This is a genomic window from Viridibacillus arvi, assembly GCF_001274945.1.
Taxonomy (GTDB): domain Bacteria; phylum Bacillota; class Bacilli; order Bacillales_A; family Planococcaceae; genus Viridibacillus; species Viridibacillus arvi.
The window spans coordinates 40,160-57,336 of record NZ_LILB01000001.1 but is presented as its reverse complement, the minus strand read 5'-3'; the positions used below and the strand labels follow the sequence as shown (position 1 = coordinate 57,336).

The window sequence follows — 17,177 nt, the reverse complement described above, 5'->3', positions numbered from 1 at the left end:
TATCCACTATTTTGGGTTTTTGTTTATTTAAGTTACGGCTTCAATCTTCCGATGCACCGTAGCTACTAGTTCTTTTACGGTATATTGTTCTAAATTAAGGATTGTTTTTACGATTTGCACTCTTTGTTCGAAAGGTAAATCGTTTGTAAGAGTCATAAATTTTTCAACTAATGCATCTGTAGACACTGGATTTTCTGGATCTCCAACTGGATAGCTCGTTTTAGCTTTATAAATCGAACCATCATTAAAATGTATCGACACATTTGTACCCCATTCTTTCGGATATGCAGCATCTACTTTTTTATCTACTTGAACTTCAATTTTTTCTACTATTGCGCGAATTGTAGGATCGTGCAATATTTGTTCTGTAAATGCATGATAACCTCCGCTACCAGTTATTAGCGCAAGGGCCGCACAAAACTGAATACTAAATTTTGCAGCATAAATCGTTTCAGGTGATGGATTATCCGTTATATCCAATGCTACTTTATAAGTTGAGATTACGATTTTCTTTATCTCTTTTAAATTCACGTTATGTCCTTTATGGTATTCAATTAGTAAATCCATTACATGATGTGTATGACGGCAAGAAGCATGTATTTTAAATGAGTTTTCAATAATTTTAAAGCTATCACCAAAACCTTCTGTCATCTTGGTCACATCATGCTGTTCACTCATAGCTTCAAAAAAGCCTCGGTTTCCTTCTAAAATTTTCTTCGCGCCAGTAAATCCTTTTTGTGCAAGTAAACAACTTAAAACACCGTGCATTGCCGCTTTCCCTGGATGAAGTTGCTTAGACATTGCCCCATCTTCAATAAATTCCCAAAGACCAGCTGCTTGTGTACCAGCACTACCTAACGCGTCGACAATTTGATTTTCATTTAACTTCAGTAGCTTCGCAACTGCCGCTGTAGCACCAAAAGTTCCACATGTAGCTGTATTATGGAAGTAAAAATAATGTGATGGTGACACTGTTTCCCCAATTCGATATGCCACTTCATACCCTGCGACAATCGCTGTGATGAGATCTTTCCCAGAAAGCCTTTTCCACTCAGCAACTGCGACTGCGGCTGGCATTACAACTGTTGCAGCATGTACTATAGATGCCTTATGAATATCATCAAGTTCAATAATATGACTTGCCGCACCATTTAATAATGCTACATTCAACACTGAATTTTTAACATTAGTAACTGTTGTTGCTTGCTGTACACCACCCATTTCACGAATGAGTTCGTGAATCATTTGAATTGGTACCCCGTCTCGTCCTTTAAGAGCAGATGCGTAATAATCTAGGATACACCGTTTTGTAAATGTAACGACTTCCTTCGGTAACTGCTCATATGATAAACCCACAATGTAGTTTGCGATTTGATTGCTAAACCCCACACATTTGCCTCCTAATCCATTTTAATAATAATGCGTGATGAATTCCCAGTTGCTAGTAAATCAAAGCCTTCGTTAATATCTTCGAGGGTAATAATGTTCGACATTAGCTCATCTACAGGCAAACGTCCTTGTTTCATAAGCTCAATATAACGTGAAATATCACGTTTTGGCACACAACTACCTACATACGATCCCTTTAACGTCTTTTCTTCTGCTGTTAATGTCACGTAAGGAAAAGAAAATTGATGTTCTGGATGTGGTAAACCCGTTGTTGTCGTTATACCGCCGCGCTTTGTTACAGCATATGCAACATCCAAAGCTGCTACTGCTCCAGCTGTTTCAAATGCATAATCGACACCACCGTTCGTATACTTTTTGACTTGTTCAACGACATCTAAGTCCCTTGAATTAAAGACAGCCGTAGCACCCAGTTCTTTTGCTTGCACTAGCTTTTTCTCATTAATATCAATCGCAATCACTTCGCTAGCACCTGCCGCAATTGCACCAAGCAATGCGCTTAAGCCAATACCTCCAAGGCCGATAACAGCTACCGTACTACCGAGCTTCACATTTGCCGTATTCACGACCGCACCTACACCAGTAATAACCGCACAACCAAACAACGCGAGTTTTTCAAATGGCAAATCTTCATCAATTTTCACCAAAGAATTCTCTGATACTACTGCGTATTCAGAAAAAGCAGAGACACCTACATGGTGATTGACATCCTCTGTTTCAGTATGAATGCGAATGCCTCCACTAATTAATGTCCCTGCTCCATTTGAAACAGCGCCTGGTTCACAAAGTGCCGGACGACCTTCAGAACATGGAATGCAGTGTCCACAACTTGGTACAAAAACACAAACCACTTTATCGCCAGGTGAGAATGCTGTCACACCTGCGCCTACTTCGACAACAATACCTGCCGCTTCATGTCCAAGTGCCATTGGAAGAGGTCGTGGGCGACTACCGTCAATAACGGATAAGTCCGAGTGACAAAGACTTGCTGCTTTAATTTGAACAAGCACTTCTCCTACTTCTGGTGAATCTAGCTCTACAGTTTCAATATGAATTGGTCGACTTTTTGCATATGGTTTTTGAACACCAGATGCACGTAAAATAGCTGATTTTACTTTCATTGGTAACCTCCCCTTTACGTTAAGATATTGATACCGATAAACTTCAACTCTGTCATACCTTCAATCGAATATTGAATACCTTCCTTGCCAACGCCACTCTTTTTTACACCGCCATATGGAATATGATCATAGCGCTTGACAGAAACTTCATTTATCCATACTCCACCGGTTTCCAATTGATCTGCTACACGAAGTGCACGATTAATATTATTTGTAAAGATACCAGCCTGTAAGCCGAATTCTGAATCATTCGCCCAGTTGATGACATCTTCTTCTTTAGTAAATGGTATGATAGAAATTATTGGTGCAAATACTTCGGCACAAACTACTTTCATATCAAATCGAACATGATCTAGAATGGTTGCTTGCATCATTGTCCCATGACGCTTCCCACCAGTCAGTACAACTGCTCCTTGTGCAACTGCTTCATCTACCCAGTCTTCTGCACGTTTTGCTGCCTCTTCTGTAATCATCGGTCCAAGTTCTGTTGATTCATCAAGTGGATCTCCCATTTTCAAATTAGATACTTTTTCAACAATCTTTTTTATAAATTCCTTATACACTGTCTGATGAACAAAAATACGTTGTGCTGAAACACATGCCTGCCCTGCAAATGTGAAGCCCCCCATTGCAATCGCATTGACTGCATGATCGATATCTGCATCTTCAAATACGATATTAGGTGCATTGGAGCCAAGTTCTAACGTAATTTTTTTCCCTTTCGCCATCTCTTGTATTTGCCACCCAACGGTACTACTACCTGTGAATGTCACCTTTTTAACAAGTGGATGTGTTACTAATGTTTCTACTAATTGTTCTCCAGGACCATTTAATAAATTAAACGCCCCCTTTGGTAAACCAGCTTGTTCAAATAATTTATATAACTTTATAGCTGATAATGGCGTTTTTTCTGCTGGTTTTAACACGATAGTATTACCTGCTGCGATGGCAGGTGCAACTTTATGAAGGGACATATTTAACGGGAAATTGAATGGTGTAATTGCTGCAATAACTCCAATTGGTACCCGTTTTGCTATACCTATTTGCCCTTCACCACCAAGTGCATTATCTAAGACAATTTGTTCCCCGTTTAAATTTTTTGCCCCTTCAGAAGCAAAGCGTAATACTTGAATAGCTCTAGCAACTTCACCTCTTGCTTCTACAATCGGCTTGCCTGCTTCTTGTGCTAACGTCTTCGCAAAATCTGGTGCTTGTATTTCGAGTAGATCCGCAGCTCGGCGTAAAATAGCGCTGCGTTCATGTGCTGGCATTGATTTCATTTTTTGTTGGTATATTTCATGAGCTACTTCAACTGCAAGTTTCACATCGCTAGTCGTAGCACAACTGACTATTCCAATTAGCTCATTATTATAAGGATTACGCACTTCAATTTCTTCACGTAAATCACCTTTAATTTCAACACCTCTAATAAAAGAACATGATTCAATCATTTTTTAATCCTCCTCTGTATTTTATAAAAATACCCTAAGACAATAGTGGCCTTAGGGTTGTTATAGAGTTACTCGTAATAGCCTTCGGTTGATTTAATAAATGAGTTAAACTGATTTGCATCATGACCAAACCAAATCGTTGAATTATTTTGTTCAGCAAGCTTTCGGATACGCTCTGCTGAGCTACTATAGCCCACAGAATCATAAATAATACCTGGTGGCTTGACGGGTGGTCCTAAGCTCTCTGCTGTATATAAAGCATCTGAAGCAAGCAAAAGATTACCTGTACCTGGCAACTCAATATGCAAACCAAGCATGCCATACGCATGTCCTGGACCAAAGTTTAAGATTTTGATACCTTTCACAAGCTCCACTTCTTTTTCATGTGGCTGAATTGTGCGCCAGCGAAGCTGATTTTTTATCCATGCTTCTACATCACCCCATATATAAGCACCCATATCACGTGTCATAGCAAATGTTTTCATAACATTAGATAACTCAGAATCATGGACAATGATTTCGGCATTCGTAAATAGCTCTAAGCAACCGGCATGATCTAAATGCAGATGAGATGCGACAACATATTTAATATCCTCTGGACGTACCTTTAGTTGTTCTAAACGATTGATTAAGTAGCATTCCTCACTTTGGAAAACTGGGAACAGCTTTTGTACACCTTGTGGCCAGCGTCCCTCTTCTCCCATCCCATCAGGATTACAACCTGTATCAAACAGAATTTTCCCTTCAGGATGATCAATTAATACAGCATAAACTGGGAACTCTACAAACTCTGCAGGGGGAGAAGGATTATCAACACTCGCTGGGTTATGCATAGCAATCATATAGTTTTTATCCATCTTCATCGAACCTGTGTCTAAAACATACACTTTCGATTTACACATAGTCATTCCTCCAATTGATCAATTATTTAGAGCTACATTCGAAAAAAAGAAATCTGGCGTTAATTTTGCAAAGCTTGCATGTTCATTAAACGTTCAATTTCTACCTCGCTTTTTCCCAAAGCTTTCAGCACTTCAACTGTATGCTCCCCTAGAACTGGGGGTGTATTTCTGACTTTCAAATCCACTGATGACAGTGTAATCGGTAAGCGGGTTAAGCGGATGTTTCCATTGTTTGGGTGCTCGGCATCTATGAGCATTTTGTTACTCAATGTTTGTGGGTGCATTGCTACATCAGTCATTTGCTGAATCACAGCACTAGGTACACCTTGCTCCTCTAGAGCGGCGAGCCAGTCGTGTGCTTTTTTTGTTCGCAGTATATCCGCTAGTTTTTCATTGAGCAGTCCACGATTTTGAACACGCGATATGTTTGAAGTAAAACGCTCATCTTTAAGCCAATGCTGCTTCTCTACCACTTCGCAGAGCTTTTCAAATAATCGATCATTAGAAATGCCTATCATGATCGGCACATCTGCTGTTTGAAAAGCCCCATACGGTGCGAAGGAAGCATGATTAGAACCTAATTTTTCTGGATTTTGCCCAGTTAACATTGTTGATAGTAGATGATAACCTACCCAGTAGACTCCTGTTTCAAAAAGTGAAGTTTCAACTTTTTGTCCTTGTCCATTTTCTTTACGCTGCAAAAGAGCTGCTAAAATTCCAAGTGCACCCCACACGGCACTCCCTTGATCTAAAATCGATACAGGTACACGTGCTAATTTATCGCTCCCTGTCATACTCATTAAACCTGTTTCGGCTTGTAAAATAGCATCGTAACCTGGTTTATGTTTGGAGGGCCCCTTCTGACCATATGCTGTCAATGAACAATAAATTAAACCCTGATTTAAAGATTTCAAAGTATCATAGCCAAGCCCTAACTTATCGGCTTTTCCTAATCGATAATTTTCAACAAAAATATCGGCATCACGTATTAGTTCATACATTACTTCTTTTGCTTCTTGTAATTGCAGATTTAATACAACTGACTTTTTATTGCGATTAATATTCAAGAAAAATGTTCCATCCTCTTTTACAAGTGGGGCCATTTTGCGTGCTTCATCACCAATACCTGGACGTTCAATCTTAATAACTTCCGCACCAAGATCAGCTAGAATCATCGTCAAGCTAGGACCTGAAATGTTCGTCGTGACATCAATGACTCGCATTCCTTGTAATGGCAACATTCAATTCACCACCCTTCCAGTTACACTTTCCTATTTCAAAACATCACTTAGTAAGATTTCGGCATTTTCAAAACATGCTCCCCTACAAACGATAAAATAAGGTTTGTCGAAATAGGTGCTACCTGATATAATCGCGTCTCTTTAAATTTACGTTCAATATCGTACTCCGTAGCGAAGCCATAACCACCATGTGTTTGTAATGTGACATTGGCCGCTTCCCAAGACGCATCCGCTGCAAGTAGCTTTGACATATTCGCCTCTGCCCCACATGATTTTCCCTCATCAAAAAGTTGAGCTGCTTTAACACGCATGAGATCGGCCGCCTCAATATTGATAAATGCTCTAGCAATCGGAAACTGAATACCTTGGTTTTGACTGATAGGGCGATTAAAAATGACACGATCATTCGCATAGTTTGTAGCACGTTCAATAAACCAGCGACCGTCACCTATACATTCTGAGGCTATTAATATACGTTCTGCATTCATACCATCTAGAATGTACCGAAAGCCCTTCCCTTCTTCTCCAATTAAGTTTTCTACAGGCACTTTTAAATTTTCGATAAACAACTCAGTCGTTGAATGATTCATCATCGTCTTAATCGGCCGAATTTCAAGGCCATTTCCAACTGCCTCCCGTAAATCAACTAACAGCACGGACAAACCCTCACTCTTCTTAGTTACTTGTTCAACAGGGGTTGTACGCACGAGTAAAATCATTAAATCTGAATGTTCCGTACGAGATATAAACACCTTCTGACCATTCACAATATAGTGATCGCCTTGTCGCACGGCTGTAGTTTTTAAATTTGTAGTATCCGTACCTGTATTTGGTTCTGTCACCCCAAATGCTTGTAGACGTAAACTTCCATCAGCAATTTTCGGCAAATACATACGTTTTTGATTATCCGAACCATGACGTAAAATGGTTCCCATTGTATACATTTGGGCATGGCACGCTCCGGAGTTTCCTCCGGAACGATTGATTTCTTCTAGAATAACGGAGGCTTCTGTAATACCAAGGCCCGAACCCCCATATTCTTCGGGAATGAGCGCTGCTAAAAAGCCTGCATCAGTTAGCGCTTTCACAAATTCGGTTGGATATGCTTGATGTTCATCAATTTCTCGCCAATACGTATCGGAAAATGCTTTACAAACAGCACGTACACTTTGACGGAGTTCTTCTAAAAACGCCACTTTTTCATCTGCTAATAACAACGTAAATCACCCTCACTTCCCTGTAAAAATCGGCGCCCTTTTCTCATTAAATGCAAGCACACCTTCAAGTCGATCATTTGAATTAACCGCTAGATTATATATCTCTATTTCTCGTTTTCGCGCTTCACTACTTGATAGCGCTCCTAACGTATTTGCACTCTTCTTGCAACCTTGCACACCCAAAGGAGCATTTTTTGCAATTTTATTTGCAAGTCTTAGTGCTGTTTGGAACAATTCCTCCGGTGGGACGACCGCATTAAGTAGACCAGCATCACTTGCTTCTTCTACTCCAAAGATTTCACCTGTAAACAACCATTGTTTCGCTTTATGTAATGGCACTCGTTTCGGTAAAAGGCGAGAACCACCACATCCAGGCATTATGCCACGCGTCACTTCCGGTAAACCAAATTTCGAAGTTTTTGCTGCAATGAGTAAATCGCAATTAAGCGCTAATTCAAAACCACCAGCCAAAGCATAGCCATTTACTACGGCAATTGTTGGCTGTGGTAGATCCTCAAGCGCATAAAACATTTGCTCAAATAATTCATGCTGTACTTTCCAAGCCTCATCAGAAAGTCCTTGACGTTCCTTCAAATCTGCTCCAGTGCAAAATGCATCATTATTTGAAGAAGTTAAAAGTACAACCCTAATGGACGAATCAGTTGATACAACTTTTAAAAGTGACAACAAATACTCAGCCATTTTTGTATTAAAAGCATTGAGCATTTTCGGTCGATTTAAAGTTATGTTTAAAATCTGTCCGTTATCTCCTAAAATTTCAGTTAGAATGGGATTCATAATTACACTCCTTCATTGACTAAAATTGAAGCTCGTGTTATTTCACGAGTTGCAGAAGTATCAAGTGCTTTTGCAATATCTGCTAACGTATAATCACAAGCTAGCATGTCATCGAATGGGTATACATCGCTTTTGTCACTTAAAAACGCGAGTGCTTTTTGCAAATACCATGGATTGTATCGAATAACTCCTAAAATCTGAATATTTTTTCGCGTCATTAGCCCTGGGTCAAACTCAGTCAACTTTCCAGGTGAGATATTACCAATACTAATGTACTTACCCCCTGCTTTTAATAAATGGATCCCCTCATTAAATGCAGCAGGAACACCCGTTAACTCCATCGCAATATCCGCTCCTCTATTATTCGTTAAAGCTAATAGTCGAGCTACGCGATCTGCTACTGAAGGATATTCTGCAAAAGAAATTGTATAATCTGCCCCAAACCTCTTCGCTAGTGCAAGACGACTATCAACGGCATCGATCACAATTACTATCGCCCCTAATGATTTTGCAACAGCGGATGCATTCAAGCCGAGTCCTCCAGCTCCTTGTATGACGACTGTATCGCCATACTTAATACCAGCTTTCTCAACCCCAAAATAAACTTGCGATAGTGCACAATTGGCACTGGCTGCAGATGCATCTGAAACATTTTCTGGTACTTTATAAAAATATTGATTTGGATGAATATAATAATGTGTTGCAAACGAACCATGGAAATGAGGATATTCATGAGCATCCTTACTCCAAAATTCGTATGCATTTTCGCATAAGTTAAACAATCCTTGCTGACAATGATTACACTTGCGGCAAGTTAAGAAGTAAGCCGCTGCAATCCTGTCACCAACTTTCACTGGATTTCCAGCAAAATCAGTGGTGACATTTTCACCAAGCTCCACAATCTCTCCCACCATCTCATGACCCATCACACCAGATTTTTTTGTTGGATGTTGTCCTCTCCAAATGTGTAGTTCAGAACCACATACATTAGTCCGAATCACTTTCACTAAAACGCTACCTTGTCCAGCTTTTGGTAAATCATATTCTTCAAAGATAAGTTGCTCAGGCTCTGTCATCACCGCGACTTTCCCTTTCATAGGAATCCCACCTTTTCTTTGATTTACATCTTATTAATTCTATTTCTATGAGATTCAAAAAATGAGTATAATCTAAAGTTTAATTTTTTCTATATCAAAATTTTTACAAAAGATGCACTAAGAATGACCATTCATAGTATTTTCATTACCAATAAGATACAGAATTCAGTGGTTTTGACTAAAAAGCATATAATATACGTAAATTTATACACTTTTAGAGTTTTATTTACTGCCTTGTATAGCGTTCCATGATATACTAGAAGCATTGTGAAAAAAGGAGGAACTTACATGATTCAAGTAAGTAATGTAGGTCTTCGCTATGGCGACCGTAAATTATTTGACGACGTAAATATTAAATTCACACCGGGTAACTGTTACGGACTAATCGGAGCAAACGGTGCTGGTAAATCAACATTCTTAAAAATTCTATCTGGTGATATTGAGGCACAAGATGGCCACGTATCAATGGGTAAAGATGAACGCCTTTCTGTATTAAAGCAAAATCACTTCGAATACGATGAATTTAACGTTTTAGATACAGTTGTTATGGGGAACAAACGTCTTTGGGAAGTAAAAGCTGAGAAAGACGCAATCTACGCAAAAGAAGAATTTTCTGATGAAGATGGCATGCGTGCTGCTGAATTAGAAGGTGAGTTTGCTGACCTTAATGGGTGGGAAGCTGAATCTGAAGCTGCAACATTATTAAACGGTTTAGGGATTGGTGACGAACTTCACTATATGCTTATGGCTGACCTAGAAGGTTCAGACAAAGTTAAAGTGTTATTAGCACAAGCTCTATTTGGTAAGCCTGATGTTCTATTACTGGATGAGCCTACCAACCACCTTGACTTAAAAGCTATTCAATGGTTAGAAGAATTTTTAATCAACTTTGAAAATACGGTTATTGTTGTATCCCATGACCGTCACTTCTTAAACAAAGTATGTACACATATCGCTGACCTGGATTTCTCTAAAATCCAATTATATGTTGGTAACTATGATTTCTGGTATGAGTCTAGCCAATTAGCACAAAAAATGATGTCAGACCAAAACAAGAAAAAAGAAGAGAAGATTAAAGAGCTACAAGCATTCGTTGCTCGTTTCTCTGCGAACGCTTCTAAATCAAGCCAAGCAACTTCTCGTAAAAAAATGTTGGATAAAATCGAGCTTGATGACATTAAACCATCTAGCCGTAAATATCCATTCATCAACTTCCAAACTGGTCGTGAAATCGGTAATGACGTGTTAATTGTTGATGGTCTAACAGCAAGTCACGATGGCGAAACTCTATTTAAAGATATTCGCTTCTCTATGAACAAAGAAGATAAAATCATTTTATTAGGTAGCCCGCAAGCAAAAACTGCTCTTCTTGATATCTTAATGGAACAAAAAGAAGCAGATGCTGGAACATACAAATGGGGTGTTACTACATCTCAAAGCTACTTCGAAAATGATCATGATAAATACTTCGGTGGCAATGAGAGATCATTAGTAGAATGGTTACGTCAATATTCACCAGAAGACGAAACTGAAAGCTTCTTACGTGGATTTTTAGGTCGTATGCTATTCTCTGGTGAAGAAGTGAAAAAATCTCCTTCTGTATTATCAGGGGGCGAAAAAGTTCGTTGTATGCTTTCTAAAATGATGCTTGCTTCTGCAAACGTTATTTTACTTGATGAGCCTACTAACCACCTTGACCTTGAGTCAATCCAAGCACTAAATGAAGGTTTAATTCGCTTCAAAGGCGCTATGATCTTCACTTCTCATGACCATCAGTTCATCCAAACAATTGCTAACCGCGTAATTGAAATCCGTGAAGACGGTTCAATTTTAGATAAGCAATTAACTTATGATGAATATTTAGAGTGGAAAGAAAAAGAAGGTTTAAAATAATCTTTTTTAAAGTTAGACAGGTTATTTTATTAGACATCTTGTAAGGTCTGAACCCGGTATTGTACCGGGCTCAGGCCTTTTAATTTTGCCTTAATTGGTTTTTGATTGTAGTAATCTACTAGTTCTCTCGTGAAATACTCTACACTTTCAAAGTCTAATACAGGAATTCCGATTTCATAATACCAAAGAAGTTTTCAATTACTGCGTATTCGTAATAGTTACCCTTTTGGGACATACTCTGTGTAATATTTCATTCTTTCAAGGCATAAGGGTATTGCTTCATTGGGTAATGCCAACCTTAATCAGAATGTATCAAAAGCTTTTTTCCTTTTGTTAATATTTCAAATGCCTTATCAATGAGTGAATATATAGGCCTTGAACCAGTTTTATACCATTTCCCTAGAGATAACAAGGTTTTGTTATTAGCATTAAAGTGAATTAGATAATTAGGAGATGATGAAAAAAATGTACAAAACAATTATTACATTAATTGCTGTTGCAACAATGTTAACAGCAACAGCTTGTAACAGTAGTGGCGCAGATAAAAACAATAACGAGGTTACAGAAAAAAATGAGCAATCGGCGCAAAGCGAGGGCGGACAAGAAGTTCAACATGAACAATCAAAAGAAAATACAAATCATGAGGAATGGACTTCATTACCTGAATATAACTATATTATTGAGCAAATTGATAATAAAGATTATAACTTTCAAACTGTAACAGATAACGAAGGTAAGCGTGTTCTTTCTCTAATTGATAAAAACGGTGTAGAACAATATAAAACCATATTTATCAAAAACACCAGTCGACTAAAAATAATTAAATTACATGAAGAAGGACAAATTTTCAATGAAATCATAGATAAAAAATAGAAAGCTTCCAAGCTTTTACTCGTCTTGAATTTAGAATGAGGTTAAAAAAACTACACCTCTAATTGTTAGTTGGCGTCTAACAATTGGGGGTGTAGTTTTTCATGTCCACTCTTATAATATAACCTGTATTTATAGCGCTGGAACATATATCTAAATATCTCAACTTCTATACAATATTTAAAAGATCCGCCAACTCATGTATTTCATACGTCGGCTTAATTCCTATTTTATTTTCTTTAAAATGAGGATTGAACCAACACGTATCAATCCCGTAATTTATTCCTCCTTGAATATCAGAGGTTAAAGAATCACCCACAATCAACACTTTTTCTTTATCTGTAATCTGTAGCTTAGAAAACGCATAATCAAAAATACCTTTTTCAGGTTTCTGGAATCCAATTTCTTCAGAAATAAAGATATGCTCAAAAGTGTTGCTGAGAGGAGAGCCCCCTATTCTTGATATCTGTACATCTTTAAAGCCATTTGTAATAATAGACAGCCTACAACCAGAAAGTTTATCACATACTTCAACAGCTCCCTGTATAGGGTGTATTTCTTTGCCCAAGTATCCAAGATAAACACTACTGAACTTATCAGCATGAATTTCAAGCTCATGTGTATGGAACAACCTCTTAAATCTTTCAACTCCCAGTTTTGGTAAAGTGATAAGTCCTTGTTCCAAATCTCTCCATAACATCATGCTAATCTCTTTGTAGGTGGCTTCATAATCTACCAATCCCGTAGGTAATCCGAACTCCACAAAAGTCTTATGTAAGGCATTCTTTTCCGACTTACTAAAGTCGAATAGTGTATCATCAACATCGAACAAAATAATTTCGTATTTCATATAGCTACCTCCATTAAACAATACCGACCTAACTAGGACGCTTCACTCAAATTAAATTCATAAGAAACATTGATGTACTCTCTGTTACTTCATTTGTTATATCACTACCTATTCCTCTATAGTGGGCAAAAACTAAATAGTGATATGACTTCTTTTAATCGATTAATACAAGAGTACATCCATATTATACGGTATATTTAGACAGTCTTGTATATCTACAACTCTTTCATTCAATTAGCTTTAATCATTTAGTTAATTTTTATATGACCTACTGAAACAGAAATATCTAATTCGTTATCTGACTTAATGTTATTTACTATTCGATTTCCTGCCCCTTTCTTTATAATGTTTTCGTTTAATAATTTGTCATTTTCTGTTGTTATCTTCCCATTCTTAGTTGCAATATTAAAGCTAATTTCATTCATATTTAACTCCCTAGGCAGCGTTATGTGGACATTGCCGTTTGACAATTTTATCTTGTTCCTACCCTTAATATGAGTAATAATCAAGCCTTTTAGTGTGCCTATCTGATTCTTTATATTAACTGTTCCATCCACAGATCCTATTTTAATAGATCCGTTTTTTGCTTCAATATTTAAGCCTTCCCCTATAAAAGAGTCTACCTTAATATTCCCTACACTTGAACTAAGGCTTAATTGATTAATTTCACTTACATTTTTTGCAGTTATATTGCCATTTTGCGTATTTATTTGCACATGTTCTAATAATCTAGAAGGAATATTCAATACTAATTCCCCTCTTTTTGTTGAACCAGGCACTATAGTCATCCACTTTTTTGGAATTGCCTTTACCTTAATAACGGCTTGATCCTTCTCATAAACAATATCCATGCTAGGACGTCCAACTAAAGATTTTTGACCTGTATATTTAACATTCATCATTGGCTCACCAGTGACAATAACAATGTTTGAAATATCAGCATCAACATAAATCCTCTTCACGTTTTCTAAATCACTCTTGTACTCAACATCTTTTTTACTCATATTCGATGAAACAAAAGAGCCAGCTATTATCAAAATCAACACCCCGATTATCCATTTTGTTTTTTTCATACTCTTCCCCTTCTCCAGAATTAATAACAGTCATTTTAATTTCAAAAACAAAATATTTTAATTACTAAAATATATATTAAATATAATATGTAATAATAATACTAATTGTCAAATTTTTTAAATAAAAAGTTTAACTATGAGTTTAAGAAATGATGTAATATTTAGATATTGAATTGAAAGGATGGCTATATAAAATGATCAAACTAAGTGAATTACAATCTTGGGTTTCAAAACTTGGACTTATTCCGCATCCAGAAGGTGGATACTACAAAGAAACTTTTCAATCTGAGGAACGCACTTCTGACAAAGAGTTACAAGTAACTTTTGAAGGTGAACGAAAGCTTTATACGAGTATTTATTTTCTATTAACATCAAATGATATTTCCCATTTCCATCGTTTGAAATCTGATGAATTATGGTACTATCACGGTGGAAGCCCTTTAACAATACATATCATTCATGAAAATGGAGAATATGAAGAGATTAAATTAGGATTAAATATTGAAAAAGGAGAAGTTCCTCAAGCTTTAGTTCCTAAACATTCAATCTTTGGATCTTCTGTTAGGGGGGAAGACGTATGCTCTTTAGTTGGGTGCATGGTTTCTCCAGGTTTTGAATTCCAAGACTTCGAATTGTTTTCACAAAACGAACTTTTGCTAAAATACCCTCAACACAGAGATATTATTTTGAAATTAGCTTACAAAGAAATTCCAAAATAACTTAGGGCTTACACGACTTATAAATAGTTCTCCAAGATTATTTACACTAGGACAAAAAGAATGTGTCTTTTTATCCCTGTTTTCTATACACGTATAAAGATTGTTAATTTTTATTTTAAACTTTGATTATTATAAAGGATTATATTATTTTATTTACACTATAAGAGCAGGTTAGTTGAATAAGAATAGCTATATTTGCTACTTAAATAGCGAAAAGAATTGAATTAGCACATACTAGGAGGAGTACTTTGAAAATAACTAGAGAAGCAACAAGTCTGGATATGAAAGTAGTTTATATGATGGGCTATGATGTTTGGGGAGGCGATTTGACGCCTAAAGAATATGTAACTATGTGTAATGATTCGAGTAAGTACAAGAGAGGAAAATGGTACGTTATAGAAGAAACAGATACAAAAGAATTATTAAGTTCTCTAATCGTATATGAATTGAACCCCTCAGAAAATTTAATTGTGAGAGGAATTGGTTCAATTGCAACGCCCTTACATTTAAGACATAATGGATACGCTTCAATTCTAATAAAAGAAGTAATTAACGAATTAGAGAAAAATGATAATTGTAATAATTACTTCCTATTTAGTGATATTAATACTGACTTTTATAAAAAATTAAATTTTATTGAATTACAACCTTCAAAACAGAAATATAAGGATAGTATTTGTATGTATTATTCAAAAGAAAATGATATTGACTCTATAAATTATGAGATACCTAACTATTTTTAAAAAGGACTACACATTGCCGATTCCATTCAACGTGGTTTTAGTGAAAGAAAAATCCAATTTCCGAAAAATAAAAAACAGATTAGAAATAATCTGTTTTTTTGATTTATTAATATTCGATTTTTTTAAATAGCTTATTTATCTCTACAAAAGTACTTGAGATTTCCTCTATCTTTTCTTTTGAGAATTTAGAAAAAATTGCTGCAACTCTTTCTTCCCCTTTTTTAGTAAGAGAAACCCTTACAACTCTTCTATCATCTTTTATCCTTATTCTTTCTACATAATCTAAGTTTTCAAGTTTATCACACATATTCGTTGCTGCACCAGGGGTTAGCATGAATGCTTCTGAGATTTCAGTAATTTTCATATGTTTGAATAATTTTAGTCTTAATAATAAGAGGATTAAATTCTCTGAGAGGTTTTCATCATGCGTAAGTACCTTCATAAATTCATTTGATTTATTTTGAATATCAAACATTTCCTCCATTAAATTCTTTATAGCATCTTCAAAAGATTTTTCCATCACAATCATCCCTTAGATAATTTTAGTTATTAAAATTTAAATTTATTAAATAATTCAAGAACTATATATGTATTATACAAGCTAAAGTAAGAATTTACTAATTGTTATAGAAGACCATTTTCTAAAGAAACTCAAAATAAAAAGCCACACCTAGTTGATGTGGCTAAAATTATTACTCTTCTATACCGACAATTTCAGAGATATGTGCAATCGCAACCGTTGTAAAGTCATCTAAATCAAGGTATGCATAGCTTTCTACTGTTTCACTTAAATAATTTTCATAAAACTCGTCGGGAGATTCATCAACAACGTATGTATTCCCATTCCCCATAATGACCAGTGATTTCTTCATATCTCTTCCTCCTCGTAACATATTATTTATATCATATGCTAGTAATAGAGAGGTTCATTCCACATTTGATAAGTATTATTTAAAGTATTAAGATATCCACGCAAAACTACATGACTTCCCTATCAATATATATTTTGACGATGAAGATACTCTACATTTGTTTCCAGTCGATTTTAGTTATCTTTCTTGGTCCTCATAATATGTTTTATACGCATATTTTTGATCAGTACCATTTAAATAAGCTAAGATTACCCTTGGATTTTTCAATAATCCCCAATCCCCGTAAGCATCAAATCTTTACTTTCTACTCTCTTAAATAATACATTCCTAGCTTCTATTGACTCCTTGGGAAATTTTTTAAAAAAACAACATAAGTTATTATTATGGATATTCATAATTTTAATCATATTTCCTTATCGCATAATTTGAGATAAAATGGAAATGTAACAACACAAGGAGGTTTTACTATGTCATTTGTATTCAAATCGATTGCTCATATTCAACTAGCTGCTCCTAAAGGTTCCGAAGACGAAGCGAAAAGATTTTTTGGTGATATTCTAGGCTTTCGAGAAATTGAAAAACCAGAGCTTTTAAGAAAAAGAGGTGGCGTTTGGTTTGAATTTGCTAACTATCAAATTCATATTGGGATTGAAGAACCATTTACTCCCGCCAAAAAGGCACATCCAGCTTTTGAGATAGAAAATATTGAAGATTTAAAATCTCATTTATCCAAAAACGATATCAAATTCATCATTGATGAAGATTTACCAGGAGCAAATAGAATTTATATAAACGATCCTTTTGGAAATCGAATTGAAATTTTAGAGTGGCTTTGACATCCTTTTCAATTTTATTACTATGTATATACTAGCAATCTAAAAAATAAAGAGTATGTTTTGAAATAAATCATTCAAAAAATACTC

17 protein-coding genes and 2 pseudogenes are annotated in these 17,177 nt (G+C 36.1%); 5 read left to right on the top strand and 14 right to left on the bottom strand.

The annotated features are described in order from the left end of the window. Positions 1-27: 27 nt before the first annotated feature. The 8 genes from AMD00_RS00295 to AMD00_RS00260 form a co-directional block, all read right to left on the bottom strand. Positions 28-1,389 carry an MmgE/PrpD family protein gene (locus AMD00_RS00295; protein WP_053415114.1) on the bottom strand — a complete coding sequence of 454 codons (1,362 nt, stop codon included), beginning with the start codon at positions 1,387-1,389 and terminating at the stop codon, positions 28-30. 11 nt (positions 1,390-1,400) lie between these two features. Then, on the bottom strand, positions 1,401-2,528 hold the full coding sequence (locus AMD00_RS00290; protein WP_053415113.1) for a zinc-dependent alcohol dehydrogenase family protein: 1,128 nt from the start codon (positions 2,526-2,528) through the stop codon (positions 1,401-1,403). A 14-nt stretch (positions 2,529-2,542) separates the two neighbouring features. After that, entirely contained in the window at positions 2,543-3,979 is a 1,437-nt protein-coding gene (locus AMD00_RS00285; RefSeq protein ID WP_053415112.1) for an aldehyde dehydrogenase family protein, read from the bottom strand. A 68-nt stretch (positions 3,980-4,047) separates the two neighbouring features. Beyond that, on the bottom strand, positions 4,048-4,881 hold the full coding sequence (gene ahlS / locus AMD00_RS00280; protein WP_053415111.1) for an AhlS family quorum-quenching N-acyl homoserine lactonase: 834 nt from the start codon (positions 4,879-4,881) through the stop codon (positions 4,048-4,050). Positions 4,882-4,940: 59 nt separating this feature from the next. After that, on the bottom strand, positions 4,941-6,122 hold the full coding sequence (locus AMD00_RS00275) for a CaiB/BaiF CoA transferase family protein (RefSeq protein WP_053415110.1): 1,182 nt from the start codon (positions 6,120-6,122) through the stop codon (positions 4,941-4,943). Between the two features lie 47 nt (positions 6,123-6,169). Next, the gene (locus AMD00_RS00270; protein WP_053415109.1) at positions 6,170-7,339 is read right to left on the bottom strand and encodes an acyl-CoA dehydrogenase family protein; all 1,170 of its coding nucleotides are present in this window, start codon (positions 7,337-7,339) and stop codon (positions 6,170-6,172) included. Between the two features lie 12 nt (positions 7,340-7,351). Continuing rightward, positions 7,352-8,137 (bottom strand): enoyl-CoA hydratase/isomerase family protein, encoded by a 786-nt coding sequence (locus AMD00_RS00265; RefSeq protein WP_053415108.1) that lies wholly within the window; start codon positions 8,135-8,137, stop codon positions 7,352-7,354. Between the two features lie 2 nt (positions 8,138-8,139). Beyond that, positions 8,140-9,234 carry a zinc-binding dehydrogenase gene (locus AMD00_RS00260; protein ID WP_083446049.1) on the bottom strand — a complete coding sequence of 365 codons (1,095 nt, stop codon included), beginning with the start codon at positions 9,232-9,234 and terminating at the stop codon, positions 8,140-8,142. Between the two features lie 288 nt (positions 9,235-9,522). On the opposite strand from AMD00_RS00260, the gene AMD00_RS00255 reads away from it, so the two are divergent. Continuing rightward, complete coding sequence (locus AMD00_RS00255) at positions 9,523-11,127, top strand: ABC-F family ATP-binding cassette domain-containing protein (protein ID WP_053415107.1); 1,605 nt, start codon at positions 9,523-9,525, stop codon at positions 11,125-11,127. Between the two features lie 29 nt (positions 11,128-11,156). On the opposite strand, the pseudogene AMD00_RS23750 reads toward AMD00_RS00255, so the two are convergent. Then, positions 11,157-11,518 (bottom strand): annotated as a pseudogene (locus tag AMD00_RS23750) (IS3 family transposase); the annotation flags it as partial. Positions 11,519-11,592: 74 nt separating this feature from the next. Between AMD00_RS23750 and AMD00_RS00250 the strand changes: the two are divergent. Continuing rightward, the gene (locus tag AMD00_RS00250; protein ID WP_083446048.1) at positions 11,593-12,000 is read left to right on the top strand and encodes a hypothetical protein; all 408 of its coding nucleotides are present in this window, start codon (positions 11,593-11,595) and stop codon (positions 11,998-12,000) included. 166 nt (positions 12,001-12,166) lie between these two features. Here AMD00_RS00250 and AMD00_RS00245 read toward each other — a convergent pair whose 3' ends face one another. Then, a complete protein-coding gene (locus tag AMD00_RS00245) occupies positions 12,167-12,847 on the bottom strand; it encodes a YjjG family noncanonical pyrimidine nucleotidase (RefSeq protein WP_053415105.1) in 681 nt (226 codons plus the stop codon). A gap of 248 nt (positions 12,848-13,095) precedes the next feature. Beyond that, positions 13,096-13,920: a DUF4097 family beta strand repeat-containing protein gene (locus tag AMD00_RS00240; protein ID WP_053415104.1), complete on the bottom strand. Its 825-nt coding sequence runs from the start codon at positions 13,918-13,920 to the stop codon at positions 13,096-13,098. A gap of 194 nt (positions 13,921-14,114) precedes the next feature. On the opposite strand from AMD00_RS00240, the gene AMD00_RS00235 reads away from it, so the two are divergent. Both AMD00_RS00235 and AMD00_RS00230 read left to right on the top strand, forming a co-directional pair. Beyond that, entirely contained in the window at positions 14,115-14,639 is a 525-nt protein-coding gene (locus AMD00_RS00235) for a cupin domain-containing protein (protein ID WP_157059142.1), read from the top strand. A gap of 248 nt (positions 14,640-14,887) precedes the next feature. Further along, positions 14,888-15,382: an N-acetyltransferase gene (locus tag AMD00_RS00230; RefSeq protein WP_053415103.1), complete on the top strand. Its 495-nt coding sequence runs from the start codon at positions 14,888-14,890 to the stop codon at positions 15,380-15,382. Positions 15,383-15,488: 106 nt separating this feature from the next. On the opposite strand, the gene AMD00_RS00225 is transcribed toward AMD00_RS00230, so the two are convergent. The 3 genes and pseudogenes from AMD00_RS00225 to AMD00_RS22620 all read right to left on the bottom strand — a co-directional run. Further along, positions 15,489-15,902, bottom strand: coding sequence for a MarR family winged helix-turn-helix transcriptional regulator (locus tag AMD00_RS00225; protein WP_053415102.1), 414 nt, complete (start codon positions 15,900-15,902; stop codon positions 15,489-15,491). Between the two features lie 172 nt (positions 15,903-16,074). Next, the gene (locus tag AMD00_RS00220) at positions 16,075-16,254 is read right to left on the bottom strand and encodes a hypothetical protein (RefSeq protein WP_038189333.1); all 180 of its coding nucleotides are present in this window, start codon (positions 16,252-16,254) and stop codon (positions 16,075-16,077) included. 177 nt (positions 16,255-16,431) lie between these two features. Beyond that, positions 16,432-16,551: pseudogene (locus tag AMD00_RS22620) on the bottom strand (glycosyl transferase family 2); the annotation flags it as partial. Positions 16,552-16,721: 170 nt separating this feature from the next. Here AMD00_RS22620 and AMD00_RS00215 point away from each other — a divergent pair. Continuing rightward, positions 16,722-17,090: a VOC family protein gene (locus AMD00_RS00215; protein ID WP_053415101.1), complete on the top strand. Its 369-nt coding sequence runs from the start codon at positions 16,722-16,724 to the stop codon at positions 17,088-17,090. Positions 17,091-17,177 lie beyond the last annotated feature (87 nt).